19 protein-coding genes are annotated in these 25,409 nt (G+C 37.5%); 17 read left to right on the forward strand and 2 right to left on the reverse strand.

The features are described 5' to 3' along the window. The first annotated feature begins 8 nt into the window (after positions 1 to 8). The 6 genes from RBU59_RS25110 to RBU59_RS25135 all read left to right on the forward strand — a co-directional run bounded on the left by RBU59_RS25110 (position 9) and on the right by RBU59_RS25135 (position 8,247). Entirely contained in the window at positions 9 to 962 is a 954-nt protein-coding gene (locus tag RBU59_RS25110) for a carbohydrate ABC transporter permease (protein ID WP_308145214.1), read from the forward strand. Between the two features lie 236 nt (positions 963 to 1,198). Next, the gene (locus RBU59_RS25115; RefSeq protein WP_308145215.1) at positions 1,199 to 2,026 is read left to right on the forward strand and encodes a carbohydrate ABC transporter permease; all 828 of its coding nucleotides are present in this window, start codon (positions 1,199 to 1,201) and stop codon (positions 2,024 to 2,026) included. Positions 2,027 to 2,071: 45 nt separating this feature from the next. Next, positions 2,072 to 3,460, forward strand: a complete 1,389-nt coding sequence (locus RBU59_RS25120) for an ABC transporter substrate-binding protein (RefSeq protein ID WP_308145216.1) — start codon at positions 2,072 to 2,074, stop codon at positions 3,458 to 3,460. Between the two features lie 87 nt (positions 3,461 to 3,547). Beyond that, positions 3,548 to 4,858, forward strand: a complete 1,311-nt coding sequence (locus RBU59_RS25125) for an alkaline phosphatase family protein (protein ID WP_308145217.1) — start codon at positions 3,548 to 3,550, stop codon at positions 4,856 to 4,858. A gap of 219 nt (positions 4,859 to 5,077) precedes the next feature. Next, entirely contained in the window at positions 5,078 to 5,683 is a 606-nt protein-coding gene (locus tag RBU59_RS25130) for a TetR/AcrR family transcriptional regulator (RefSeq protein WP_308145218.1), read from the forward strand. Between the two features lie 2 nt (positions 5,684 to 5,685). Then, positions 5,686 to 8,247: a PEP/pyruvate-binding domain-containing protein gene (locus tag RBU59_RS25135; protein ID WP_308145219.1), complete on the forward strand. Its 2,562-nt coding sequence runs from the start codon at positions 5,686 to 5,688 to the stop codon at positions 8,245 to 8,247. Positions 8,248 to 8,375: 128 nt separating this feature from the next. Here RBU59_RS25135 and RBU59_RS25140 read toward each other — a convergent pair whose 3' ends face one another. After that, on the reverse strand, positions 8,376 to 9,266 hold the full coding sequence (locus RBU59_RS25140) for a LysR family transcriptional regulator (RefSeq protein WP_308145220.1): 891 nt from the start codon (positions 9,264 to 9,266) through the stop codon (positions 8,376 to 8,378). A gap of 213 nt (positions 9,267 to 9,479) precedes the next feature. Between RBU59_RS25140 and RBU59_RS25145 the strand changes: the two genes are divergently transcribed. Continuing rightward, the gene (locus tag RBU59_RS25145) at positions 9,480 to 11,081 is read left to right on the forward strand and encodes a nitrite/sulfite reductase (protein ID WP_308145221.1); all 1,602 of its coding nucleotides are present in this window, start codon (positions 9,480 to 9,482) and stop codon (positions 11,079 to 11,081) included. Positions 11,082 to 11,127: 46 nt separating this feature from the next. On the opposite strand, the gene RBU59_RS25150 is transcribed toward RBU59_RS25145, so the two are convergent. Continuing rightward, the gene (locus RBU59_RS25150) at positions 11,128 to 12,495 is read right to left on the reverse strand and encodes an MATE family efflux transporter (protein WP_308145222.1); all 1,368 of its coding nucleotides are present in this window, start codon (positions 12,493 to 12,495) and stop codon (positions 11,128 to 11,130) included. A gap of 259 nt (positions 12,496 to 12,754) precedes the next feature. On the opposite strand from RBU59_RS25150, the gene RBU59_RS25155 reads away from it, so the two are divergent. The 10 genes from RBU59_RS25155 to RBU59_RS25200 all read left to right on the forward strand — a co-directional run bounded on the left by RBU59_RS25155 (position 12,755) and on the right by RBU59_RS25200 (position 25,376). Then, a complete protein-coding gene (locus tag RBU59_RS25155) occupies positions 12,755 to 14,275 on the forward strand; it encodes an amino acid permease (protein WP_308145223.1) in 1,521 nt (506 codons plus the stop codon). A 48-nt stretch (positions 14,276 to 14,323) separates the two neighbouring features. After that, positions 14,324 to 14,812: a hypothetical protein gene (locus tag RBU59_RS25160; RefSeq protein WP_308145224.1), complete on the forward strand. Its 489-nt coding sequence runs from the start codon at positions 14,324 to 14,326 to the stop codon at positions 14,810 to 14,812. Positions 14,813 to 14,892: 80 nt separating this feature from the next. Beyond that, positions 14,893 to 15,432 (forward strand): DUF5662 family protein, encoded by a 540-nt coding sequence (locus RBU59_RS25165; RefSeq protein ID WP_308145225.1) that lies wholly within the window; start codon positions 14,893 to 14,895, stop codon positions 15,430 to 15,432. 131 nt (positions 15,433 to 15,563) lie between these two features. Continuing rightward, positions 15,564 to 16,469: a Ppx/GppA phosphatase family protein gene (locus tag RBU59_RS25170; protein WP_308145226.1), complete on the forward strand. Its 906-nt coding sequence runs from the start codon at positions 15,564 to 15,566 to the stop codon at positions 16,467 to 16,469. Positions 16,470 to 16,471: 2 nt separating this feature from the next. Then, the gene (gene ppk1, locus RBU59_RS25175; RefSeq protein WP_308145227.1) at positions 16,472 to 18,781 is read left to right on the forward strand and encodes a polyphosphate kinase 1; all 2,310 of its coding nucleotides are present in this window, start codon (positions 16,472 to 16,474) and stop codon (positions 18,779 to 18,781) included. 228 nt (positions 18,782 to 19,009) lie between these two features. Continuing rightward, the gene (locus RBU59_RS25180) at positions 19,010 to 21,712 is read left to right on the forward strand and encodes a GH36-type glycosyl hydrolase domain-containing protein (RefSeq protein WP_308145228.1); all 2,703 of its coding nucleotides are present in this window, start codon (positions 19,010 to 19,012) and stop codon (positions 21,710 to 21,712) included. 43 nt (positions 21,713 to 21,755) lie between these two features. Then, positions 21,756 to 22,193, forward strand: a complete 438-nt coding sequence (locus RBU59_RS25185) for a hypothetical protein (RefSeq protein ID WP_308148638.1) — start codon at positions 21,756 to 21,758, stop codon at positions 22,191 to 22,193. 169 nt (positions 22,194 to 22,362) lie between these two features. Continuing rightward, complete coding sequence (locus RBU59_RS25190; RefSeq protein WP_308145229.1) at positions 22,363 to 23,184, forward strand: AraC family transcriptional regulator; 822 nt, start codon at positions 22,363 to 22,365, stop codon at positions 23,182 to 23,184. Positions 23,185 to 23,312: 128 nt separating this feature from the next. Next, positions 23,313 to 24,284 carry a sugar phosphate isomerase/epimerase family protein gene (locus RBU59_RS25195; protein WP_308145230.1) on the forward strand — a complete coding sequence of 324 codons (972 nt, stop codon included), beginning with the start codon at positions 23,313 to 23,315 and terminating at the stop codon, positions 24,282 to 24,284. 36 nt (positions 24,285 to 24,320) lie between these two features. Next, positions 24,321 to 25,376 (forward strand): Gfo/Idh/MocA family protein, encoded by a 1,056-nt coding sequence (locus tag RBU59_RS25200; RefSeq protein ID WP_308145231.1) that lies wholly within the window; start codon positions 24,321 to 24,323, stop codon positions 25,374 to 25,376. Positions 25,377 to 25,409: the final 33 nt, after the last annotated feature.

The raw sequence follows: 25,409 nt of genomic DNA on the forward strand, positions 1-25,409 counted from the left end.
GACCTGCTATGTATAATGAAAATTTAATAAATGAAAATGGTTTAGTACGACAAGAAGAAAAATCAATCGATGTCAACTCGATTTTATTGGATAAAATAAAACTAATCAGGAAAAGAACGTTGCCCTATGTAATGATAGCACCGTCTATGATCCTTTTTGCTTTATTTATGATTTATCCGATTATCTATATGGTATATTTGAGCTTTTACAAATGGAACTTGTTAAGCGAAAAAGAATTTATTGGTTTTAAAAATTATGTTAATATGTTTCAGAATCCGGAATTTTTTCAGGTTCTGTTAACTACCGTAAAATTCATGGTAGGAACTGTAAGCGGATCTATTATTTTGGCTCTGTTATTAGCTTTATATTTAAAAAGTAATACGAAAATGAACCGTTTTCTACAAAGTATAATATTTACACCATACATTGTATCACTTGTGTCGATTGCTTTTATTTTTATGTGGATGATGGACAGTGATCTGGGACTTTTTAATTACATATTAGGCTTATTACACATACCTAAGGTTCGTTGGTTAGACAATCCGCAGGTGGCCATCTATTCTCTTGTACTGGTAAATATCTGGAAAGGTATCGGATATTATACCATTATCTTTATATCAGCCCTACAGAGTATACCCACCTACCTTTATGAAGCGGCAAAACTGGACAAAACAAGTAAGCTTAAGACATTTTTTCGTATTACCTTACCAATGATATCCCCAACTCTCTTTTTTGTAACTCTGACTGGGATTATTTCAGGTCTTAAAGTATTTGAAACCATAAAAATTATGACAGGCGGAGCCAATGCTACCAATACCCTTGTATATAACATTTATCAGTATGGGTTTTCTTTTTATAAAATCGGTTATGCTTCGGCGCTGGGTGTTGTTTTAATGATAGTGATCGGCTTAATGACTTTGCTTTATTTTAAAGTCTTAAGTAAAAAAGTTTATTACAGCTAGTGAGTCAGGTTTAAAGAGTAAGGATATAAGCAATTGTGAAACTACATAGTTTTTTGAATATACCATACAATTGATACTTGTTTCTAGCTTCAGTTGCCCTCCGGGCATGATTTAGCTCAGAAATATATTAATTGCATGGCAGATAGATACAATATGTTAGTCTCGCAATTACCTGGATTTTAAGGATAACAAGGGAGGGATAATCACTCAAATGATTATCCGGAAAGGAGGTTTTTATGAACACGAAAAGATTAGTTACCGGGACAATGAAAACAATACTGAATACACTTATTATTCTGATTTTTTTTGTTCCTTTTTACTGGATGGCATTAACGGCTGTAAAATCTCTTGGTGAGACGTTGATATTCCCGCCTGCATTTTTTGTTAAAACACCCCACTTTGAGAATTTTATTAATGCCTATCAGGCAATTCCCTTTTTAAAATTTACCATAAATAGTTTAATCGTGACGCTTGGAACCTTATTGCTGCAGTTTATAACGGTTATCCCTGCGGCTTATGCATTTGCAAGATATCAATTCCACCTTAAGAATTTTTTATTTGGTGTTACTTTAGCGACCATGATGATCCCCGGACAATTGATATTTCTGCCGATCTTTTTAATGTTCAGCAAATGGGGACTGATTAACAGCTTTTGGTCTTTAATTCTTCCAAGTGCTTCCAGTGCTTTTGGTATATTTATGTTAAGGCAGACCTTTAAGCAGGTGCCGGAGGAATTGATTGAAGCTGCCAGATTAGATAAAAGCAGCGAGTTAAAGATAATTTTTAAAATCATGCTTCCAATCGCAAAACCTACCGTAGTAACACTGGGATTGCTGACTTTTATCGGTACCTGGAATGATTACTTCTGGCCTTTGGTAATGACTACCAATGACTCGGTAAGAACACTGCCGGTGGGAATTGTTTCATTAAGAATGGTAGAAAGCGGAATATCTTATCATACGGTAATGGCTGGAAATGTGATCTTAATTATTCCCATTCTATTTGTTTATTTTCTGGCGCAGGGTCAGATTATTAAGGCTTTTACCTATATGGGTGAAAAATAAAAAAGTGTATGTACATTATTAACATGAAAATTAGGAGGATTAAGAATGAGATCATCAAAATTAATTAAGAAAATCGTGGCAGTCTGTTTGGCCGGAGTATTGTTGGTTGGCTTAACCGGATGCGGAAGTAAAACAGAAGCTACTACCAGCAATACTGACACGAATGAAAACGTGAGTCCGGCTGATCAAACGGCTACAGAGGAAGCAGATTCAAGTACCGCAGCTGATTCAACTGAGGCTGGATCTGGTACAACCGATATTACTTTCTGGTATTCCTGGACGGATTTAATACAACAGAATAACATTGCTCTTACAGATGAATTTAATAATACGGTGGGGAAAGAAAAGGGAATCCACGTTACAGCTGAATATCAGGGAACTTACGACGATCTCCATCAGAAACTCCAGGCTGCTTATGTAGCCGGAACAACCCCGGAAGTCACAGTTATGGAAATCGCATCTATAAAAACATTTGCAATGAATGGTGTATTGGAACCTTTAGACCCCTATATTAAAAAATCAGGTGTGGATTTAAGTGATTTTCAGGAAGGCCTTATGAAGAATTCATACTATGAAAATGCCTGCTATGGGCTTCCTTACTTAAGGAGTACTCCTATTATGTATATGAATACTACCATGCTTAAGAATGCAGGGCTTGATCCGAAAGGTCCATCAACCTGGGACGAACTGGCTCAGTATGCAAAAACCATACATGAGAAAACAGGTAAATACGGTCTGTCCCAATTCAGTTATATCTGGACCTTTGAAGCCTTTATGATGGAACATGGCAGCAGTGTCTTAAATGAAGACGAAACTGCAGGAAATTTAAATACACAACAAGCAAAAGATATTGTTAACTTTTTTAAGGATTTGAAAAAAGATGGAAGTGCACATCTGATTTCATCAGCAGAAAGTGATAAATTGCAGGCAGATATTATGAATCAGGAAACGGCAATCTGGTTTAGTTCCACCGGCGATTTAACAAATAACCTAAAAATTGCGAAAGATAACGGTTTTGAATTAAATACTGCCTTTATTCCGAAAGATGTTCAATACGGTGTACCAACCGGTGGTTGTAACTTAATTATGACAACAAATATTACAGATGAAGAAAAAGATGCCGCATGGGAATTTATACAATGGATGACAGAGAAAGAACAGACAATTAAGGCCAGTAAAAATACCGGGTATCTTCCTTCCAGAATCAGTGCAAAAGATTCAGATGAAATGCTTTCATTATATGAAGAAATACCTCAGTTTAAAGTTGCGTTAGATCAGTTAACTTACAGTACCGGCCGCCCTATGAACCCGGGATATACGGAAGCGACCAAAGCAATTCAGGATGCGCTTGATGCAGTTTGGGTAAATGATCAGGATGTAGATAAGACATTGGAAGATTTAGAGACAAAGGTCAATACCTTATTAAATGAATAATAAAACTATAAAAGAAATCTGTATTAAGGTTTGGAATAGAATCCTATGCCTTAATACAGTATAAAATGTCAGGATTGAGAGGTAAATATGGGACATAATTTAATTGTTTTATCAATAGATTCTCTTCAGACTACGGATTTAATCTATCTTAAAAATAAACCGAATTTTGCTGTAATTTTAAAAAAATGTGCTTTAGTAAAAAACATAAGAGAAATATATCCTACACTGACTTATCCGATTCATACTACTATCATAACAGGAGTACACCCGAATACCCATGGAATTACACATAACCAGTTGCCCTCTATTGAGAAAGATGATTCAGACTGGAGTATTATGGGGTCAGATTGGAACTGGTACAGTAAGGCTGTTAAAATTCCATCTTTAGTGGATGCTGCTAATGAAAAAAATCTTGTGACCGCATCGGTTATGTGGCCGGTTATGGGGGGCCATAAACCGGACCACAATCTTGCTGAAATCTGGCCAAACAGATATGAAGATATGAGAGTAACGTTCGAACGTGCCTGTACCAAAGATATTATGGAGCTGTATTATGATAGATATTTAGTTCCATTCGATTGGGAGCATAGAACTGATATGGACAGTTATTCCATTGATATAGCCGTAGATATGATAAAGCGATTTAAGCCGGATTTAACACTGATTCATTCCATTTGCCTGGATCACTGCAGACATGAATTCGGGGATGAGGGCAGTGAAATTGACGAATGTCTGGATCGTGTGGACCGAATTGTCGGTTCAATAGTTAAAGCAGCAGAGGATGCCGGAATTTACGAGGATACTAATTTTGTTATACTGGGAGACCATGGACAAATTAATATCCGGCATGTATTTCAGCTTAACATCCTGTTAAAACAGTTAGGTTTTATTCGCACTGATTTATCAGGTAAGGTGATAGATTATGATGCTTACAGTTTTTCTGCGGGATTTTCAACCCATATCATGTTAAAAGAACCTCAGGATGAAGCGTTGGAACAAAGAGTTTATTCTGCTTTACTCAAAATACAAAGAGAATATGGGGAATATATGGGACGTATCTTTAATAAGGAGGAAGTTGCACGGGAAGAGGGTTTATCCGGATCTTTTTCGTTTGTTGTCGAGTCGGCAGATGGAGTGATCTTTGATAATGCACTTAACGGAGAGGTAATTTCTGAGATGAAACATTCCAGAGATTCTGTTTACCATGCTATGCATGGACATCATCCATCCAAAGGGCCAAAACCGCCATTTCTGGCTTTTGGACCGGATATTAAAGAGGGTGAAGTGATTGAAAGCGGAGATATGCTGGATGAATGTCCGACTTTAGCGAAATTATTACAAGTCGATATGAAAGGAATGGAGGGTAAACCCTTTCATATTTTTTATAAAGAAAATTAAAAAATCAAGAACAAGAGGATGTGTGAAATTATTATTCACAGCATCCTTATTTGTTGTTTGGCGGCAGCACCGAAATGAAGGTTCGTAACAGTTCAGCCTACGGCTGAATGGTAACGAACCTTCTATTGCTAGGAAAAATAGACTTGACAAGCGACCGATGGTCGCTATATAATAAGAGCATAAGAAACGACCATCGGTCGCTACAAGGAGGTACCTCATATGCCAAAAGGAATTATGCTTACACCCGAACAACAAGCAGCGCGCCGGGAAGAAATAGTCAGCATTGCTTTGCATCTCATAGCTGAAAATGGATTCCAAAAAACATCAATGCGGGAAATTGCGGTTTTAGCAAACATGGGAAAATCCAGTCTATATGATTTTTTCAAAACAAAAGACGAGATTGTTGTATATGCAGTTGAGAATGAAATAGAAGAAACCATTCAAAAAGTTCATAGGATTATTGCTAATGAATTCTCGCCGGAACAGTGTCTTAGAAAAATAATGCTTACTCATCTTGAAGTGCCAAAGCAGTATAGAACTGTGTTGATGTGGTTAAATACGGAATCAGACTATTTAGAAGAAGAATATCGAAAGCGGCTGAAAGCGGTGCGTTACGCATACCAGGATATTATAAAATCCGTGATTGAAAATGGAGTGACCGCAGGTATCTTTCGTAAAACGGATACGGATCTTATGACACGTTTGTTAATTAACTCTGTTATAGCAATCGTCTACACGTCCCGGCCGTCAGCCAGTCCGGAAAAAATGATGGATGAAACAATGAATATATTTTTGCATGGCATTATGAATGATGGAGGTGAATGATTATGATTTATTATATCCTGCCCTTGATGCATAAACAGGCAACCCTTGAAATGGTTGGCGGAAAAGGTATGTCATTATCAAAACTATTGACAGCGGGAATCCCTGTTCCAGACGGTTTTCATGTTACGACTGCATCATACCGGATTTTTGTTGAGATGAACCGTATTCAGTCTCAGATTAATAAGCTATTGGTCGGTATTGATTCCAACAATACCAGCCAGCTTGAGGATGTATCTAAGCAGATTGGAATACTTTTTCATGATGGTGAAATGCCGCAGGAAGTGTCAGCGGCAATTAAAACGGCTTATGCTGGTTTGGGGAACACCGCAGTGGCTGTCCGTTCTTCCGCAACCGCCGAGGATTTGCCCGACGCTTCTTTTGCAGGGCAGCAGGATACTTATCTTAATATACAAGGTGAGAATGAAGTTCTTGCCGCCATAAAGCGGTGCTGGGCTTCCCTGTGGACAGCCCGCGCTATTGCTTACCGTAAGAAAAATAATATAAAGCAGGAGATTGTAGCGCTTGCCGTTGTAGTACAAAAGCTTGTCTTATCCGATGTGTCCGGCGTTATGTTTACGCTAAACCCTATCAATGGCAGCCGCAGCGAAATGATTATTAATGCCTCCTGGGGACTTGGTGAAGCGGTGGTTTCCAGTTTAGTCACTCCCGATACAATCATTGTTGATAAGAAGACCGAACGAATAGTTACGTATGAAGTCGCAAACAAAGAGATTATGACAGTTCGCAACGCAGACGGAACGGAAGAAAACCCGGTTCCTGACCAATTGAGGAAAAAACATTCGCTAACCCGCGATCAAATTAATCGGCTGTCACAGCTTGGACAGAAAATTGAGAAGTATTATCAAAGGCCTATGGATGTAGAGTGGGCACTGGAAAAAGATAAATTGTATATTGTTCAGGCTCGCCCCATTACGGTTCTTCCGCCGGAATGGGTATTGCCGGAAAAGGGTGTTATATACACAAAGGGCAGTCTGGCGGAACACTTGCCAAATCCTGTTACGCCTTTGTTTGCCACGCTTGGTCTTGAAATCATTAACCGTGCGTCGGCACTTTTATGGATAGATATGTTTGCTAAAAGTGCGAAAAAGCTAATGCCGGAAAACGGAGCATATACAGTTATTAACGGATATGTCTATCTTTCCGCTAAATCAAAACCACTTTTGATCGCTGTCAAATCTCTTTCGCCCCATTCATTGCGCAGGACACTTACAAACAGCGTTGTACGCTGGGTGGCGGCGCGTAAAGAATTTGAGGCGGTGATTAAACAATGGGAAGAAATACCCCTGCATACGTTGAATGCCCATCAAATAATGGAGGGTATTCAAAACGTATTTTGTGCCGCGTGTATTTATTTCACAAGGATTCAGCTCACATTGCCCGCCGCGTCAATAAGTGAAACACTATTTACAAAATTATTTCAGGGAACAGCCCGCCGTGCCGGTATTGCAGATACTTCTGTTTTCCTTCTTGGATCTGATACAATTGCTCTGCAATCGGAAAAGAACCTGTGGGATCTCTCGGAATGGGTTAAGCAGAATAGCACCATGAACCGTTATCTGCAAAACAATCCTGCAACAAAGATAGCAAAAGATTACATGTCCTCAGTTTTGCCTGCTGGAGTTTCAACGGAAGCATGGATAGAATGGAAAAACCGAATCAATCAGTATTTAAAAGAGTTTGGCCGTACCGCATATGAATTTGATTTTGCATATTCCACACCGCAGGAAACACTTACGCCAACCCTTGACTCTATAAAAACATTCATGGAGGGAAAAGGGGAAAGTCCTTATTTACGCCAAATCACATTTAAAAAGCGCAGAAAACAGGCAGAAACAGAGATTTTACAACATATAGGCGGCCCGCGTAAAAAACTGTTTTTAAAGTTACTTCATTGGGCGCAGGAAACCGCCCCTATGCGTGAAAATGCTATTTATTTAATGGGAATGGGGCATCCGCTGATTCGCCGCATGTTTCAGGTAATTTCAGAAGACCTCATACGCTGCGAAGCTATTTCCCATCCGGAAGATATTTACTGGCTTACAAAATCGGAATTGGAAGCACTCATAGACCAGTTGGATAAAAACATACCTTTATCTGATATGAGAGGGGAGATACCAGCTCGAAAAGCGGAACTTAAAAAATGCCGGGGTTATACGCCGCCCTCCAGGTTACCGGAGAAAAACAATAAAGCCATATCAAAAGCACCACAGAAAAAAGATGGGAAAATAATGTTGACGGGCATAGGTACCAGCAGCGGCGTTGTGACGGCTCCCGCCTGTGTGCTGAACAGCCCGGCAGATTTTGAAAGCTTCCAGCCAGGAAGTGTGTTGGTTGCAGTTACTACAACTCCTGCATGGACACCATTATTTTCCTTGGCAAACGCGGTTGTAACAGATATTGGCGGCCCTCTCAGCCATTCAAGCATCGTTGCCCGCGAATATGGCATCCCCGCCGTTATGGCGACACACACCGCCACACGAACCATCAAGAGCGGACAAATGATAACGGTAGACGGGTCGACGGGGACGGTGAGACTCAATTAATAAATAGTCTATTTTGCTTTGAAGCTTTCGATCTTTGTGATTGAGTAAGAGTATAGCCTAATTCTTCCGGTTATGTCGTTTTACATGGAGAACCTTGGGCCGAATGGCCGGTAGGGTGGCAACTGCTATTAAATGGACTGAACGATTTTCTGACAGCGGTCAAAAAACTCCAGGTGCTTTTCCGTAAATTGGCTTCCTTTCATACAAACAAAATTAAATTCTCTTACTGCTTCAAAATCCGATAATCGGACCTTTTTAAGTAATCCCTGGGACATTTCATTATCAACTGCATTTTCATAAAGAAAAGTGATTCCCAGTCCTTGTTCTACCAGAGTTTTAATTACATTTAGATTGCCAATCTCTACAATCTGGGAAAAACTCTGAATATTCTGGTTATGTTCCAGTAAAACCTGTTCCAATACCCCCCTTGTTCCGCTTCCCACCTCCCGGACGATAAGTCTTTGAGAAAATATTTCATCAAAGGAAACGGTGCGGTTTGCGAATTCATGATTTACGGAACAGACCGGAATAAATCTTGCACAAGAAAATAGCCTGGTGGTATATTCTTTTTTATCCAACTGTCCCTCTATGAATGCAAAATCAATAAGACCCTGCTGCAACTTCTCTAATAAGGTTTCTGTATTATCAACCAGCATGGAAAGGGTATTTTTGTAGGGCTGCTTAATAAGTTCTGATAGGATATCCGGCATTACATATTCACCGATCGTCAGGGTAGCTCCAAAAGAAATCCGTCCGCTGACCGTATCTTTCTTAAGTGCGTCGGATATTTTGTTCCAGTCCGCTTTAAAGATGAGAGAATGCTTTAACAATTGTTCTCCTTGTGATGTTAAGTAGAGATTTTTGCCTTTGAAACAAAAAAGTTTGCAGCCGTAATACTGCTCCAGATATCGGATATGCTGACTGACTGCAGGTTGTGTTATACAAAGTTTCTCGGCGGTTTTGGTATAACTCTTTTCCTCGCACAAAGTGAGAAATGTTTCGATTCTGAAATCAAGCATATAGTGTATCCTTTCATAAGTTGGCTTAACGAATCATTTAATTGAACAGATTAATAAACCTTTATTCTGAGTTTAAGATTGAATATCTAAGAAGTATAAATTTAATTTATAGTAAAATAATTATTTATAATTTTATTTTATTCTTTTTTTATGTTAAAATCAAGTAATTTGTGAATTCAAGATAATCATTAGAAGCAGAACAGGAGAGTAAAGGTGCAAGAGTATAATCAGAAATTAAAAGAAGAAATCATCAATTTTCGTAAGGTTGGATATCAATTTATTAATAAAGAAATTACAGCCGCAGAATTCAAAGGAGTATCCGGAGGTATGGGAGTATACGCCCAACGGGGCGGGGAAAAGTTTATGATACGATTAAGAATACCCTCCGGTGTGTTAAGTTTAACTCATTTAAAACTGATTACCGGTTATACGAAACAATATAAACTGGATACTGTTCATCTTACTACCAGGCAGGCTATTCAGCTCCATGATTTAGGTATAGAGGAGGTCTGTGAAATCATGAGTTCGGCAATTGATTCCGGCCTGTATACCAGAGGCGGAGGTGGTAATTTCCCAAGAAATGTTGCTCTTTCCCCTTTATCCGGCGTAGATAAAAAAGAAGCCTTTGATGTGACCCCATATGCATTACTTGTCAGTAATTATTTAATGGAAAAAATTACGGAATACCACCTGCCGAGAAAATTAAAAATATCTTTTTCCAATAGCGAAGAAGATAGCGGAAATAGTACGATTAACGATCTTGGATTTATAGCGGTTTTAGTGAATGAAATTCCTTATTTTCAGGTATATCTGGCCGGAGGACTGGGGAATAATCCCGCTATCGGAATTCCGCTGGAGGAATTAGTTCCGCCGGAGGAGGTATTATATCATGTTGAAGCTGTTACCAGATTATTTATGTCCGAGGGTGACTATGAAAATAAGGGAAAAGCCAGACTTCGATATATACCAAGAAGAATGGGGACAGAGGCTTTCCTTGAGACCTACAAAAAATATTTAGACAGGGTAAAATCAGAATTAAAACTGGAAGAAATGAAACCGGTTTTCTTAGAAAATGAAGATAAGAAAGATGCAGCCACTCAAATAAAGATGGAAGAAACAAAACATGATTTCACCGATGAAATAAAGGATAGCAAAAACTACCTGATACCTCAAAAACAGGAAGGTCTTTATACTGTAGTCCTGCATCCTCTATGTGGTTTGCTGCCAGCAGATATTCTGCCTCAGTTAACAAAATTTTTAGATGGGTGTGACCAGGTGGATATCAGACTTAGTATGACGGAAAGCATGTATATCAGAAATCTTGACCTTAATAAAGCCAGAGAATTGCTTAACATAACAAAAAATGTGAGACAGGTTTCCAATCTTTCGATGAGCGTCAGCTGCGTAGGAGTACCGACCTGCCAGATCGGTGTGGAACAGAGCCAGGCTTTATGCAGAGCTATACTTAAAACCTTAGAAAAAAATCAGACATCTGACAGGTATTTACCGGCGGTTCATATTTCCGGCTGTAATAATTCCTGTACCAGACATCAGGTCAATGCGTTAGGTTTTGCAGGCAGTAAAAAAAGAATCGGAGATAAGGTGGAAGATGTATTCGAAGTCCATACAGGCGGGTTATACAGCAAAGATAATACCAGGTTCGGTAAAGTGCTTGGATTTATGAAATGCAATGATATACCATTTTTTATCAATGATCTGGCTGTAGAATTAAATAATATTGAAAAGGACTTCAGGGAATTTTTGACTGAGAATATGGATGGGTTCACAAAAATAGTTGAAAAATATCTGGTATAAGAATACCCTCAGACAAGAATAGCTTCTTATAACAGCTTTTATTCAGTTAGAATGTACTGCTTGGACTTTTCTTTAGTTCGGTCCCCACAAGGATTAACATAGTGGTGAAACAGGCTGCTCCGCCAATAAAATTTGAAATTGGCTCTGCCAGGAAAATACCTTTTGTACCTAATTGAAACAAGCGGGGCAGTAATAAAGTGAGTGGAATAACAATCACCACTTTTCTGAGCAGTGAGAAAAAGACAGCCTGTTTCGCTTTACCCAGTGCTACAAAAACGGCTTGCCCAGCAAACTGTAAGGACATCATAAAAAATCCAAAAAAGTAAATTTTTAATGAGGGTAATGCTGCCTCCAGAAGTTTAGTATCCTGGCTGAATATCTGTATAAAAAAGTGAGGGAATATTAGTAATATACCCCATGCAATAACCGTATAGGTGATACAGACTGCGGACATAAATTTGATTGCTGATTTAACTCGTGCATAAGCACCGGCCCCATAATTATATCCGATAACCGGCTGTGCACCATTCGTCAATCCTGATACAGGCATGGATATAACTTCCCGGATGGAATTAATAACAGTCATTACGCCGACATATAAATCACCGCCGTAAAATTTTAACCCCGCATTGCACATAACCTGAACGGCTCCGTTGGTAATGGCCATCATAAAGCCCGATAAACCTAACAGGGTAATATCTTTTACCCTGCTTTTTTTTAATCGGAATCCGGATTTTTTCAATTTTAAAATTGCTTTTCTGCCGGTTAGAAACTTTAAAATCCATACTGCTGACAGAAATTGTGAAAGAATGGTAGCTAAGGCAGCGCCTTTTACTCCCATATGAAAACCAAAGATAAAAATGGGATCCAGAATAATATTAGAAGCAGCGCCCAATAAAACAGTCATCATTCCTGTTTTGCCAAAACCCTGGGAATTTATGAAGCTATTCATACCAAGACCAATCATTACAAAAAGATTGCCAAACATATATATGGTTAAATAAGCATTCGCATAAGGAAACGTAACATCACTGGCACCAAACAGGTAAAGCAGGGGTCTTTTAAAGAGAAGAACAATTATAGTTAATAAAACTCCGGATATGATTAATAAAGTAAAGGAATTTCCCATAATTCGTTCCGCTTCTTCGGTATCGCCGTGTCCTCTGGCAATGGAACACAGCGGAGCTCCACCCATACCAAAAAGATTAGCAAACGCAATAATAATAGTAATCACGGGTAAAGTCAGACCAATAGCAGTTAAAGCAAGAGTGGAATGATCAGGAATTCTACCGATATAAATTCGATCAACAATGTTATATAAGACATTAATCAGTTGTGCCACTGTCATTGGAAATGCCAGATTTAAGATGTTTTTTACGATACTTCCTTTTGTAAAGTCATTCTTCAAAGTCATTCTTCTTTCTATGTGTTTCTAAACAAACTATATTTCCATTATGTAAAATACAAAATTTAGTGTATTCTTTCTAATTATACCATATTTTTTGAGGAAAAAAAAGGTTTTTATACACTAAGGTTAATTCCAAAAGACGAATCTGAGATTGTTATTAAGTAATTGGTATGTAATATGAAATTTTAGGAATAATAATCAAAGATAATGTTCTTTCTTTAATCAATCTTACTTTTATTTTATTTCTATGATGGAGGTTAATGCATTGAAGAATAAGGGAAAAGGGTTAACAGCGTGGCAATTAACAATGATGGCTGTAGGGACAGTAGTTGGAGCTTCTTTTTTTCTCGGGTCGGGTGTTGCAATTAACTCTGCCGGACCATCTATTGTAATCACATATATTTTATCAGGTTTGATAGTATATTTTATACTATACGCACTATCTGAAATGACAGTATCGAATCCTGACTCCGGTTCCTTTCGTACTTTCGCAGCAGAAGCTTTCGGAGAGGGAACCGGTTTTGTAACAGGGTGGATTTATTGGACAGGTATGGTATTAGCCATGTCCAGCGAAGCTACCGCAGTTTCTATTCTTTTCAGACAATGGATTCCAGGTATATCCATTTCCTGGTTAGGGAGCTTCATTATAATTGGTGTAACATTACTTAATCTTTTAGGCGCCAGTAAATTAAGTAAATTAGAAAGCGGCTTTTCTGTAATTAAGCTTTTAGCTGTTTTTGCGTTTATAATTATTGCAATCCTGCTTATCGTAGGATTATTTCCCGGCGTTCCGGCTGTCGGTGCCGGTGAACTTAGAAATGAAACATTTCTGGCAGGCGGTGTTAAAGGAGTAGCGGGCAGTATGTTGATTGTTTTGTTTGCTTATGCCGGGTTTGAGGTAATCGGACTGGCGGCCTCTGAAACGGAGAATCCGAAAGAAACTATCCCGAAAGCTATTAATTATACCGTATTATGCTTATTAGGGTTATATATTTTATCAGTAGCTGTATTATTACCGCTTATCCCTACTGCTGATGTAAATGAAGAAACCAGTCCGATTGTAGCTGCGTTGGACCGGTGGGGAATTACATGGGCGGGAACTGTTATAAATTTTGTTTTAATCACAGCAATCTTATCTACCATGTTAGCATCAATGTTTGCAATTGGCAGAATGATGCGCTCCTTAGCAGATGAAGGGCTTGCACCTGGTTGGATTAAGGACAAAACGGATGTGCCTTATAGAGGAATCTTGTTTTCGGGAGTTGGCATGTTATTAGGGCTCGGACTTGGACTTCTTCTTCCGCAGGTTTATCTGTTTTTAATAAGTGCAGGCGGATTTGCTACATTATTTACCTATATTGTGATAATGGCGACTCATATCCGTTTTCGTAAAAAATACGGTTGTCCGGAGGGAAAATGTAAACTGGGGGGGTATCCGTATTCTTCTCTTTTTGTATTGATTTGTCTTATCGGTTCCATTGTCAGCATGCCTTTTATAAAGGGACAGGCGACCGGATTAATAGCAGGTATTATAATGCTAGTATTCTATATATTATGTTATATAGGTATGAGAATCTTCCAGTTTGCGCACCTGAAGGATAAAAGGAATGACAGTTTGAATAATCATTATAAGGATAAGCTGTTAACAGAATTTTCTGATGAATTATCCGCAATCATTGAGAAACAACAAAATGCAGATATAAATGAGGAAAAGATAGAGAACTCGGAAAATAATACGGAAGAAAATTGTTCTCAATGTAAGAAGCAGAAGAAAAAGGAAAAGTAAAGCAATTAGCCAGGTCTCCGATATATATACAAAAGGAGGCAGGTAAAAATGCAAATAAATAATTCAGGACTGTTATTTAAGCAGTATACGAAACAAGATCTCTATAAATCCGATAAAAAACAAGCAGGGAATGAGAGGGATAATATAAATGATAGTATTAAGGATAAAATAGCAGATGCATTTGATTATTCCGAAGCGGAAGAGCAGCAGCTTAATGCCGGTATTAACGCTAAGATACAATCAGGAGAAAAGTTATCTCCCAAAGAGTTATTATATCTTAGGAAAAAGAATCCTATTTTATATACCAAAATGATGATGATGGATAGAAAACGGGAGATTCTGAAACAACGGCTGAAGACCTGTAAATCAAAAAAAGAGGTAAATGATGTAATCGCAGGGGAAGTAGGTATGATTGGTAAAAAAGATCCGGATAAAGAATTAAAGCTTAAAACGATTCTGAATACGGAGAAAGAATTTAAGAAAACAGAGCATTACAAACGCCTTCCTGCTGCCCCAAAAGAGCAGGATAACAAATAAATCACCGTTTAGTTCTATATTCAAAACCTTGACTATCTTTAGCAGGTAAAGCATAATAGTAATACGAAGTGGAGGTTTTTATGTTAAAATGGCGTCAGCATCTTAAAACAATTAATCATCATAAATGGCTGGTAATGCAATATTGCTTTCGGGCAGGTCTATATAAACAAGGACTTCTTCATGATTTATCCAAATATTCCTGGGTTGAATTTTCAGTGGGGGCAAAATATTATCAGGGAAACCGAAGTCCCAATAATGCAGAACGTGAAATCAAAGGCTACAGCCTGGCCTGGCTTCATCATAAAGGAAGAAATAAACATCATCTGGAATACTGGATTGATTACAGCTTAAGCGAGGGCACTCCCATGGCCGGTATGAAAATGCCGGTGAAATATGTAGTCGAGATGTTTTGTGACCGAATAGCCGCAAGCAGAAATTATAATAAAGAAAAATATACGGATGGCGATCCTTTAGCTTATTTCAGGGCGTCTAAAGAGCATTATTTAATACATGAAGATACCAAAAAGATTCTGGAGAAACTACTTATAAAACTGAAAGAAGAAGGGGAAGAAGCCACGTTTACGTATATCAGAGAAGTTCTATTAGTCAAGGGGTATTAGTTTATACAGAACTTACTAAAAATATAATTTTACCTATTATTAACAATAATTTTACACACACTTAACATTCACTTAATATACTCTGTTATAGAATAAAGTAAGTAAACTAAAGAGAAGTGGAGGCTTTCTATATGATTTGTGCAATTATAGATTTAGGATCTAATACCATCCGGTTATGTGTTTATGAATATAATGAGTCCCAAATGAAATCATTATTGGAAAAAAAAGCAATGGCCGGTCTTGCCAATTATATCAAAAATGAAAAGCTAAGTAACAGTGGAGTGGAAAGAGCTTGTGAAATATTAAAAGAATTTTCTGATATTTTGAAAAATTTCCAGGTAAAGAAAGAGAATACACATATCTTTGCAACGGCTTCATTACGAAACATAGTAAATACCAAAGAAGTAATTGGAATCATCAAAGAAAACACAGGTTTTGAGGTAGAACTATTATCGGGAGAAGAGGAAGCAACTCTAGATTTTATTGGTGCGACCAAATCGGTCAGCAGTGACAATGGAATATTAGTAGATATTGGAGGAGGTAGTACGGAGTTAGTTCCGTTTGCCGACAAAAAAATTCAGGCAGCTACCAGTATGCCCATAGGGTCCCTTAATTTATATGTAAAGTATGTTAAAAAAATTATTCCTAAAAAGGATGAAAGAGAAATTATAAAACAGGCAGTTCTTGAGAATCTGAATACGCTTGATTTAAAGAAAGAGACTTATCAAAATATCTGTGGCGTTGGAGGTACCATACGGGCAGCTGCTAAGTTAAGTAATCACATTTTTGGCTTGCCGAAAAATAATACGAATATCGAAGTTCACCATATTAAGCAAATTTTAGAATTAATTCACAATAGTCATAAGAATACGCTGACACCGATTTTGCAGAATATACCGGACAGGGTTCACACCATAATACCCGGACTCATAATAGTAGAAACCATTATGGATTATTTCCAGAGTGAAAATATTACTGTCAGTAAATATGGTATAAGAGAAGGATATTTTTACGAACGAATCCTGAAAGGAGAGTAATTATGGCTCATTCAGAAGACAATTCCGGAAATAATTTTATGCAGAATCGGGAGCTTTCCTGGCTGAAATTTAATAAACGTGTATTGGAAGAAGCTCAGGATGAAATAGTTCCTCTTTATGAACGGTTAAAGTTTATCTCAATATTTACAAGTAACCTGGACGAGTTTTTCATGGTACGGGTTGGTTCTTTAACCGATTTATCTCTAATGGGAAATAATAATATTGATAATAAAACAGGTATGACTCCTAAACAGCAGCTTACCAGGGTCTTTGAGAATACTATACCTTTATATCAGCTAAAAGATAAAATATTTAACGATGTAGAAACAGAATTAAGAGAATTCGGTGTCTATAATTTAAACTTATCTGAAATGGGAAAATCAGAAAAAAGGTATATAGAACAGTATTATCAAAGTGATATATTGCCTATACTATCTCCTCAAATCATAGATTCACGTCATCCCTTTCCGCATTTAATTAATAAAGGACTATATATTATTTGTGAATTTCATGGGCAAGACAAAAAATTCGGTTTAATTCCCATATCACAGTCATTGCCTCGGTTTATTTTATTACCCGGTAATCAAACCCGTTATATTTTGACTGAAAAGATAGTACTGGACCACACAACTGATATCTTTGGTATGTATGTGGTAGAATGTGCTGCAATTATCTCGGTCACCAGAAATGCGGATATCAGTCCGGAAGATGAAATTTTTGAAGTAGATGATGATTATAGAGAACAAATGAAGAAAGTTCTTAAAAAACGTGGAAGACTTTCTCCGGTCAGAATGGAAGTACAGGGGCATTTAAGTAAAACACTCACGAATTTTTTACTGGACAAACTTCATATCAGTAAAGAACAGGTTTTTGCCTGTGTATCACCTATTGTTATGAATTATGTATTTGAACTCTCTTCAAAACTTCCGGTGGTGTTACTAAAGCAGTTAAGTTATCCTGCTTTTAAGCCCATTTACCCAGTATTTTTAAACCATAATGAAAATATTACAAGTCAATGCCGTAGAAAAGATATCCTTCTCTTTTATCCTTATCATCAGATGGAGCCTTTTTTACATCTTTTAAAAGAAAGTTCACAAGATCCTAATGTTATTTCCATTAAAATTACTATATACCGACTATCCAGAAATTCAAGAATTATTGATTATTTAATTACGGCAGCAGAAAATAATAAAGAGGTTACCGTTCTGGTTGAATTAAAAGCCAGATTTGATGAGGAAAATAATATAGAATGGGCAGAACGCTTAGAGGAAGCCGGATGCAATGTCATATATGGTTTTGAGGGTTTTAAGGTTCATTCTAAAATTTGTCTTATAACCAGGCGGGACAGGAATAAAATAGTGTATATTACACAGGTCGGAACCGGTAATTATAATGAAAAAACAGCAAAATTATATACCGATTTATCTCTTATTACGTCCAATAAGGATATAGGACAAGATGCCAGTGAATTCTTTAAAAATATGTCCATATCTAATCTGAAAGGTCAGTATAATAACCTTTTTGTTGCTCCTTATTCCTTTAAAAATAATATGCTTGCTTTGATGGACAATGAAATTGAGAAAGCAAAACGGGGCGAGAGTGCGTTAATTATTATTAAGTCTAATTCGTTAACGGATAAAGATATAATAATGAAGTTATCAGAGGCTTCCCAGACTGGGGTAAAAGTGAAATTAATTATCAGAGGTATCTGCTGTTTATTACCCGGGGTAAAAGGTAAAACGGAAAATATAATGGTTACCAGTGTAGTTGGAAGGTTCTTAGAGCATTCCAGGATATATTGTTTTGGTACGGATAAAGATATGAAAGTATACATTTCATCTGCCGATATGATGACACGAAACACATCTAAGAGGGTTGAGATTGCTTGTCCTATTTTGGATGCAGAGATAAAGAATCAAATATTACATATATTTGATATAATATTTAAAGATAATGTAAAAGCAAGATTATTAGGCAGTGATGGCATTTATAGAAAAAAAGAAACAGCAGGAGGTTTAACCGAGGACTTTTTTAAGGATACTACGGAAGATACAGCCAAAGAGATCACCGGGAACATAAACGATATTTTAATCCAGGATATACCGGATTATATATCCCAGGACATTTACCAGGATATGTCTGAAGATGTACCCCAAGATATATCAGAAGATACATCCTCTGAAATATTGGAGAATTCCTTTGATAGCCAGCAGTATATGATTGAAGAATTTATTTTTCAGAGTAATCAGAATATGAAGTCCAATATTTGGTTTCAAAAACTGGTAAAAGTGTTTGCCCGTCATGCGCAGTAAAATTGAATATGAAAGTTACAGTTAGTCATAAGACTGAACTGTGTTACCTATAACAACTTAATCCATATAGATTAGGTTGTTTTTTTTGTTGAAATTTTATATAATGGTTATATTATCCAAATCAGATTATGATTGACTTTAATAGGGACATATGACAGTAAAGCAGTGTAATAATCATTAGAAAATAAAAAATATGCCTAAGATTAAGGCACAGAAACGGAGGTTTATATGGTGGGATATGAATTTTTAGATGAGAAAGGAACATTCCGTTTATCTAATCCGGAGTTAACCAGTTATCTTTATTTCCCTATTGCAAATGAAAGCGGTGTTATGAGCAGTGTTACACCTACTCTTGGCGGGGATTGCAAAATGGGGCAGAATACTTTTATACTGGCTCCGGTAAGCAGTGAAGATTTACATAACAATAAATCATCCAGGAATTTCTGGTGTAATGTAAAAGGAAAAGGAATCTGGTCAGCAACAGGCAGATCAGCGAAACAAGAGGCAGTGCTTTTTACTAAAGATAAAGAGGAAACGGTCTTAGAAGCCGGATTGATGTGGCATAAAGTTAAAAGAGTATCAAAGGAGTATGGAATTACTTCAGAAATTACGTCCTTTGTTCCCTATACAAAGGATACTATGGAACTTATGATAGTTACAATTAAAAATTCCGGAGCAGAACCGGTTACATATACACCTACGGCAGCCATACCCCTTTATGGAAGATCTGCAGATAATATAAGAGATCACAGGCATGTTACTTCATTACTGCATCGGGTGGAAGTAACGGAAGATGGGGTAATTTTAAATCCTACTCTTACGTTTGATGAAAGAGGCCATCAGAATAATTCAATGGTTTATGGTGTGTTTGGTTCTGCCATGGAAAGGGTGAAGCCCATGGGTTTCTACCCCGTTGCGGAAGGTTTTATCGGTGAGGGCGGAAATTTCGAAAATCCAAAAGCGATTCAGGACGACGGTTTACCTTATGTGACGAAAGGGTTTAAGATAGATGGATACGAGGCTTTTGGCGGAATCCGTTTTAGTGAAAATACATTAGCCGTAAATGAAGAAATAACTTATATTATTGTCCTGGGTTTCGGAACATCAAAAGAAAGTCTGGAAGAGACAGCTATGCCTTATCTCTCTGTAAAATACTGCCGAAAAGCTTTGGAAGAAACCAGGTTATATTGGGAAAACAAACTTAATATTACATATAAAACAGGTAAAAGAGATTTTGATACCTGGATGCAGTGGGTGAATTTTCAGCCGATTCTGCGAAGAATCTATGGATGTTCTTTCCTGCCTCATCATGATTATGGGAAGGGTGGAAGAGGCTGGAGAGATTTATGGCAGGACTGCCTGGCCTTACTTTTAATGAATCCCCGGGGTGTACAGGAGATGTTATTCCATAATTTTGCGGGGGTTCGTGTGGATGGAAGTAATGCCACTATTATTGGGACAAAGCAAGGTGAATTTATTGCTGACAGGAATAATATAACCCGGGTATGGATGGATCACGGAGCCTGGCCTTTCTTAACTACATACCTTTATATAAAACAAAGCGGTGATCTAAACCTGCTGCTAGCGGAAACTTCTTATTTTAAAGATCCGCAGGCAGTAAGAGGTGAGGAAAAGGATACTTTATGGAAGACGGAAGACGGCAACATACTTAAAACCTCTATGGGACAGGAATACAGGGGAAGTATATTGGAACACATGCTGATACAACATTTGACTGCATTTTATGATGTTGGAGAGCATAACCATATCCGTCTGCGCGGAGCTGACTGGAACGATGCTCTTGATATGGCAAAAGACAGGGGAGAAAGCGTAGCGTTTACATTTTTGTACGGTGCTAATTTAGAACAAATGGCGGACTTAATCATTACTTTGGATGCCAAGGGGACACATAAGTTGTTATTGTTAAAAGAAATCAGCCTATTACTGGCAGATAATACAGAATTATATGATAATACAGCTAAGAAACAGGAATTGTTGTATCACTATTGCAGAGAATGTAAGCATACGGTGAGCGGAGATAAAATTGAAATATCCTGCAAGGAATTAGCAGATAACTTAAAAAATAAAGCAGCTTGGATTAAAAATCATACCCGAAGAACAGAATGGATTACGAATAAAGATGGTTATTCCTGGTTTAACAGCTACTATGATAATAACGGTCTGGCAGTTGAGGGAGATAATAACAAAGGTGTGAGAATGATGCTTACGGGCCAGGTATTTGCAATTATGTCACACACGGCCGACGAAGAACAGGTAAAAGATATTATTACCGCAGCAGATACCTATCTATATGATGAAACAGTCGGCGGCTATAAATTAAACACGGATTTTGGTGAATTAAAAACGGATCTGGGAAGAATGTTTGGTTTTGCTTATGGCAGTAAAGAAAACGGAGCCGTATTTTCCCATATGGCGGTGATGTATGCGAATGCCTTATACCAGAGGAACTTTGTACCTGAGGGCTATAAAGTAATAAACAGTCTGTACAGTCATTTAAGCAACTTTAACAAGAGCAGGACATATCCGGGTATACCCGAATATGTAGGGGATAACGGAAGAGGTCTTTATCATTACCTGACGGGTTCTGCCAGCTGGCTTTTATTAACGGTTTTAAACGAGATGTTTGGTGTGAAAGGTGAATTGGGAAATCTGAAATTAGATCCTAAACTTTTATTGGAGCAGTTTGATAAAGATAAACAGGCTTGTGTGGAATTTATTTTCGCTGACAGAAAGCTGAAAGTAATGTATTATAATAAAAATTCGAAAGAATATGGGGCATATCGAATAGGAAACATTACGATTAACGGAAAACAATATGATTGTGATAACAATCATTGTGTGATCAATAGAATCATATTGGAGAATCTGGATAGTAACCAGCTGCACAGTATAAACGTAGACCTAATATAGATAAACAGTAAACAGGTAATTGCGAAAGGAAAAGGTAAATTTGATGAAGAAAGAATATATAGATGTTACCTCATATTACGGAGAGGGGTATAAGCCATTAATTGATTACAATACCTGGAGAGTAGCCATATTAAGGTATTGCGAAGAACTGGAAGTACAGAATTTAAAAACTATGCAAAAACATATGGAATCGGATGAAGTATTTATACTCCTGGACGGAAACTGTACACTTTTTACGGGGGGTAAAGGGGAGGAGATCCGGGATATTGATGGAATCGCCATGAAACCTATGGAAATGTATAATGTTAAGAGAGGTGTGTGGCATACCCATACCTTAGATAAAAAAGGTACTGTATTAATTGTTGAAAATCAGGATACATCAGATATAAATTCACCTACCTCACATTTAGAAGAGTCACAAAGAGAAGAACTTCAGAAGATTTTTAGAAAGATAGGGTTTAAAGAGCCGGCAGACCAATAATTAAATTATGATAGGAGGTATTTATTTCTTGCATGAATCGGGTAGTATACCGGATTAGAATATGTTAAAATAGAATCGGTGGAATTTAAGTTTCTGGATTCAATCTGCCTAGATATATTACGATATGGATTTAGTAGAATTTTAGCAGAATATAATGTGAGGATTACCTATGCATGATTTAAGTTTATATGAAAAAAAGATAATAAATGATGAGGAATTTCCGGTTCAGATGTTTGAAAATAGAATTCGTATTCCGGGTACGTATTGTCACCCACATTGGCACGAACATTTAGAACTGCATTATGTTTTAAAGGGAAACGGTATATTTTATTGCAATCAGAAACCTTTACCTGTCAAAGAGGGAAGTCTTGTTATTATCAACAGTAATGAAATACATGAGGGCATTAGTTATACCACGGATTTTCATGCTTTGGTTATTATATTTGAAATGGGTGCATTTTCGAAAGAAATAGCAAATTATAACGTTATATTTCAATCTTTAATCGAAGCAGATGTAACAATTAATGAGCTGATCATGTCCATATACGAGGAAGAAAATGAAAAAGTTCCGGGGTATAAAGTAGCAATGAAAGGCAAACTGTACGAACTAATTGCTTATTTATTGAGAAATTACGTCGCGCAACAGCTTTCAGAAAAGGAAAGTATCAGCCGGATACGCAACTTAAGCAGGTTAAATACAGTAATTAAATATATTCAGGAAAATTATACGGAAGTCATAACAAACAGTGAACTGGCGGATAAAATCCATATCAGTGAGTACCGTTTTTGTCATTTGTTTAAGGAGATTATGGGGCAGAGTCCGTTAAATTATATTAATGAAGTACGACTAAAAAAAGCCTATTATTTACTTGATCAAAAAGAGATGACTGTCTCACAGGTAGCAGCCGCTGTAGGTTTCCAGGATTATAATAATTTCGGCCGGCTGTTTCGAAAACATTACGGATATCCTCCGACAAAAGTGTGGGGATGAATAGCAAGATTGTATGTGCATTCAGCAATACATCTATAGATTTTTTGTGTGGAAAATTATATGATTATGGTATAAAATTCGTATATAATTAAATGCTGCCTTTGGCAGCGGAATGAGAGGTAACAATTATGAAATTAGGAACTTTTTCTGTAGTATTGGGGAATCTTCCATTAAAAGAAGCTTGTGAGTTTTTAAGCCAGAACGGAGTTCAGATGATTGAAATCGGATGCGGCGGCTATCCTGGGAAAGCGCATTGTGATCCGGATGTTTTATTAAATGATGAGGCAGAACTGGAGAAATTTAAGACAACCCTTAAAGATAGTCACCTTGAAATCAGTGCTCTGAGCAGTCACGGCAATATGGTACATCCTGTGAAAGAAATTGCAGAGAAGTTTGATGAAGACTTAACAAAAGCAATTTTATTAGCAGAAAAGCTTGGTGTCCCTGTTGTAAATACTTTTTCCGGATGCCCTGGCGGAAGTACAGCTGATAAACAGCCAAACTGGGTAACTTGCCCCTGGCCCGAAGATTTTATGGCAATTTTAGACTATCAATGGAATGAAGTTCTTATTCCATATTGGAAGAAAAAGGTAGCATTTGCAAAAGAACACGGTATTCATAAAATAGCTCTGGAACTGCATCCGGGATTCTGTGTTTATAATACGAATACACTGCTTCGTTTACGTGAAGCCGTTGGACCTGAAATCGGAGCAAATTTTGATCCGAGCCATTTAATCTGGCAGGGAATGGATCCCTGTGCTTGTATCAGAGAACTTGGCAAAGCAGGAGCTATCTATCATTTTCACGCTAAAGATACTAAGATAGACTCTGCAAACTGCGCTCTTAACGGAGTACTTGATACGACCCATTATGCAGATGAAATTAACCGTTCCTGGATATTCCGATCTGTAGGATATGGTCACGGGGAAGAATATTGGAAAGCTATCGTTTCAGAACTTAGACTGGCAGGTTATGATTATGCCATCAGTATAGAACATGAAGACAGTTTAATGTCCGGCAAAGAAGGACTTTTAAAAGCAATCGGATGCCTTAGAAATGTACTGATTTACGAAGACCGCGGCAGTATGTTTTGGGCTTAATAAGATATTTACGAACTATTTAGTTAGGAGATTAGTATGGAACAGCAGAATTTTATGTTAGGAATTGTAGGCTTTGGAGGTATGGGCAATTGGCATAGAGAGCTTATCGATTCTATCGATGGATTAAAGGTAGCAGGAATTTACGATATAAAAGAATCAAGAAAGGCTTATGCAAAGGAAAATGGTATTAAAGCATATGACAGCCTGGAAGAGTTACTTTCAGATGACCGTATCGATATCGTTTTGGTTTCCACGCCGAATGATTTGCATAAACCAATAGCTATAAAGGCAATGAAAGCCGGTAAAAATGTTGTAAGTGAAAAGCCAGTAACTCTAAACTCTAAAGATTTACAGGAAATGATTGATGCTTCTGAAGAAACCGGAATGTTTTTTACCGTACATCAGAACAGACGTTGGGATGAAGATTTTTTAACCATGAAGAAAATATATGACGAACGCCGTCTGGGTGAAACTTTCCGTATTGAATCCAGAGTACACGGTTCCAGAGGAATACCGGGAGACTGGCGCCAGGAGAAAGAGCATGGTGGCGGTATGGTCCTTGACTGGGGCGTTCACCTGTTGGATCAGATTCTTCTTATGATGGGAAGTACTAAATTAAATACCGTATATGCTACAGAGACTCATATCACCAATCAATTGGTAGATGACGGTTTTACAGCTGAATTAAGATTTGAAAACGGTGTGGAAGTATTGGTTGAAGTCGGAACCAGTAACTTTATTAATCTTCCAAGATGGTACATGTTAGGTAATAATGGAACGGCTATTATAGAAGACTGGGAATTACACGGTAAAATTGTTTCTGCAGCCGGTAAGAGTGAAACGGATGTAGTTCCGGTACGTACTGCAGCAGGACTTACCAAAACCATGGCACCACGCAGGGAAGATACTATAAAAGTAGAAGAACTTCCTATTGTTAAGAGTGATATCAGAGACTTCTACCGTAACGTTATGAAAGTAATTGAGAAAAAGGAAGAACCAAAAGTTAAATTACCGGAAGTAAAACGTGTTATGAAATTAATGGAAGCAGTTTTTGAGTCGGCGGAACAACATGCAGTGGTTAGATTTGAATAAAATATAGTTTTAAATTTAAAACAGATAATCAAA

Origin of the sequence: Anaerocolumna sp. MB42-C2 (assembly GCF_030913705.1) — a bacterium.
Classification (GTDB): domain Bacteria; phylum Bacillota; class Clostridia; order Lachnospirales; family Lachnospiraceae; genus Anaerocolumna.

What these genes read in the sequence shown, in the direction of transcription:
- RBU59_RS25110 (WP_308145214.1), top strand. Translation starts at nt 9, where the DNA reads ATGTATAATGAAAATTTAATAAATGAAAATGGTTTAGTACGACAAGAA.
- RBU59_RS25115 (WP_308145215.1), top strand. Translation starts at nt 1,199, where the DNA reads ATGAACACGAAAAGATTAGTTACCGGGACAATGAAAACAATACTGAAT.
- RBU59_RS25120 (WP_308145216.1), top strand. Translation starts at nt 2,072, where the DNA reads ATGAGATCATCAAAATTAATTAAGAAAATCGTGGCAGTCTGTTTGGCC.
- RBU59_RS25125 (WP_308145217.1), top strand. Translation starts at nt 3,548, where the DNA reads ATGGGACATAATTTAATTGTTTTATCAATAGATTCTCTTCAGACTACG.
- RBU59_RS25130 (WP_308145218.1), top strand. Translation starts at nt 5,078, where the DNA reads ATGCCAAAAGGAATTATGCTTACACCCGAACAACAAGCAGCGCGCCGG.
- RBU59_RS25135 (WP_308145219.1), top strand. Translation starts at nt 5,686, where the DNA reads ATGATTTATTATATCCTGCCCTTGATGCATAAACAGGCAACCCTTGAA.
- RBU59_RS25140 (WP_308145220.1), bottom strand. Translation starts at nt 9,266, where the DNA reads ATGCTTGATTTCAGAATCGAAACATTTCTCACTTTGTGCGAGGAAAAG.
- RBU59_RS25150 (WP_308145222.1), bottom strand. Translation starts at nt 12,495, where the DNA reads ATGACTTTGAAGAATGACTTTACAAAAGGAAGTATCGTAAAAAACATC.
- RBU59_RS25160 (WP_308145224.1), top strand. Translation starts at nt 14,324, where the DNA reads ATGCAAATAAATAATTCAGGACTGTTATTTAAGCAGTATACGAAACAA.
- RBU59_RS25165 (WP_308145225.1), top strand. Translation starts at nt 14,893, where the DNA reads ATGTTAAAATGGCGTCAGCATCTTAAAACAATTAATCATCATAAATGG.
- RBU59_RS25170 (WP_308145226.1), top strand. Translation starts at nt 15,564, where the DNA reads ATGATTTGTGCAATTATAGATTTAGGATCTAATACCATCCGGTTATGT.
- ppk1 (WP_308145227.1), top strand. Translation starts at nt 16,472, where the DNA reads ATGGCTCATTCAGAAGACAATTCCGGAAATAATTTTATGCAGAATCGG.
- RBU59_RS25180 (WP_308145228.1), top strand. Translation starts at nt 19,010, where the DNA reads ATGGTGGGATATGAATTTTTAGATGAGAAAGGAACATTCCGTTTATCT.
- RBU59_RS25185 (WP_308148638.1), top strand. Translation starts at nt 21,756, where the DNA reads ATGAAGAAAGAATATATAGATGTTACCTCATATTACGGAGAGGGGTAT.
- RBU59_RS25190 (WP_308145229.1), top strand. Translation starts at nt 22,363, where the DNA reads ATGCATGATTTAAGTTTATATGAAAAAAAGATAATAAATGATGAGGAA.
- RBU59_RS25195 (WP_308145230.1), top strand. Translation starts at nt 23,313, where the DNA reads ATGAAATTAGGAACTTTTTCTGTAGTATTGGGGAATCTTCCATTAAAA.
- RBU59_RS25200 (WP_308145231.1), top strand. Translation starts at nt 24,321, where the DNA reads ATGGAACAGCAGAATTTTATGTTAGGAATTGTAGGCTTTGGAGGTATG.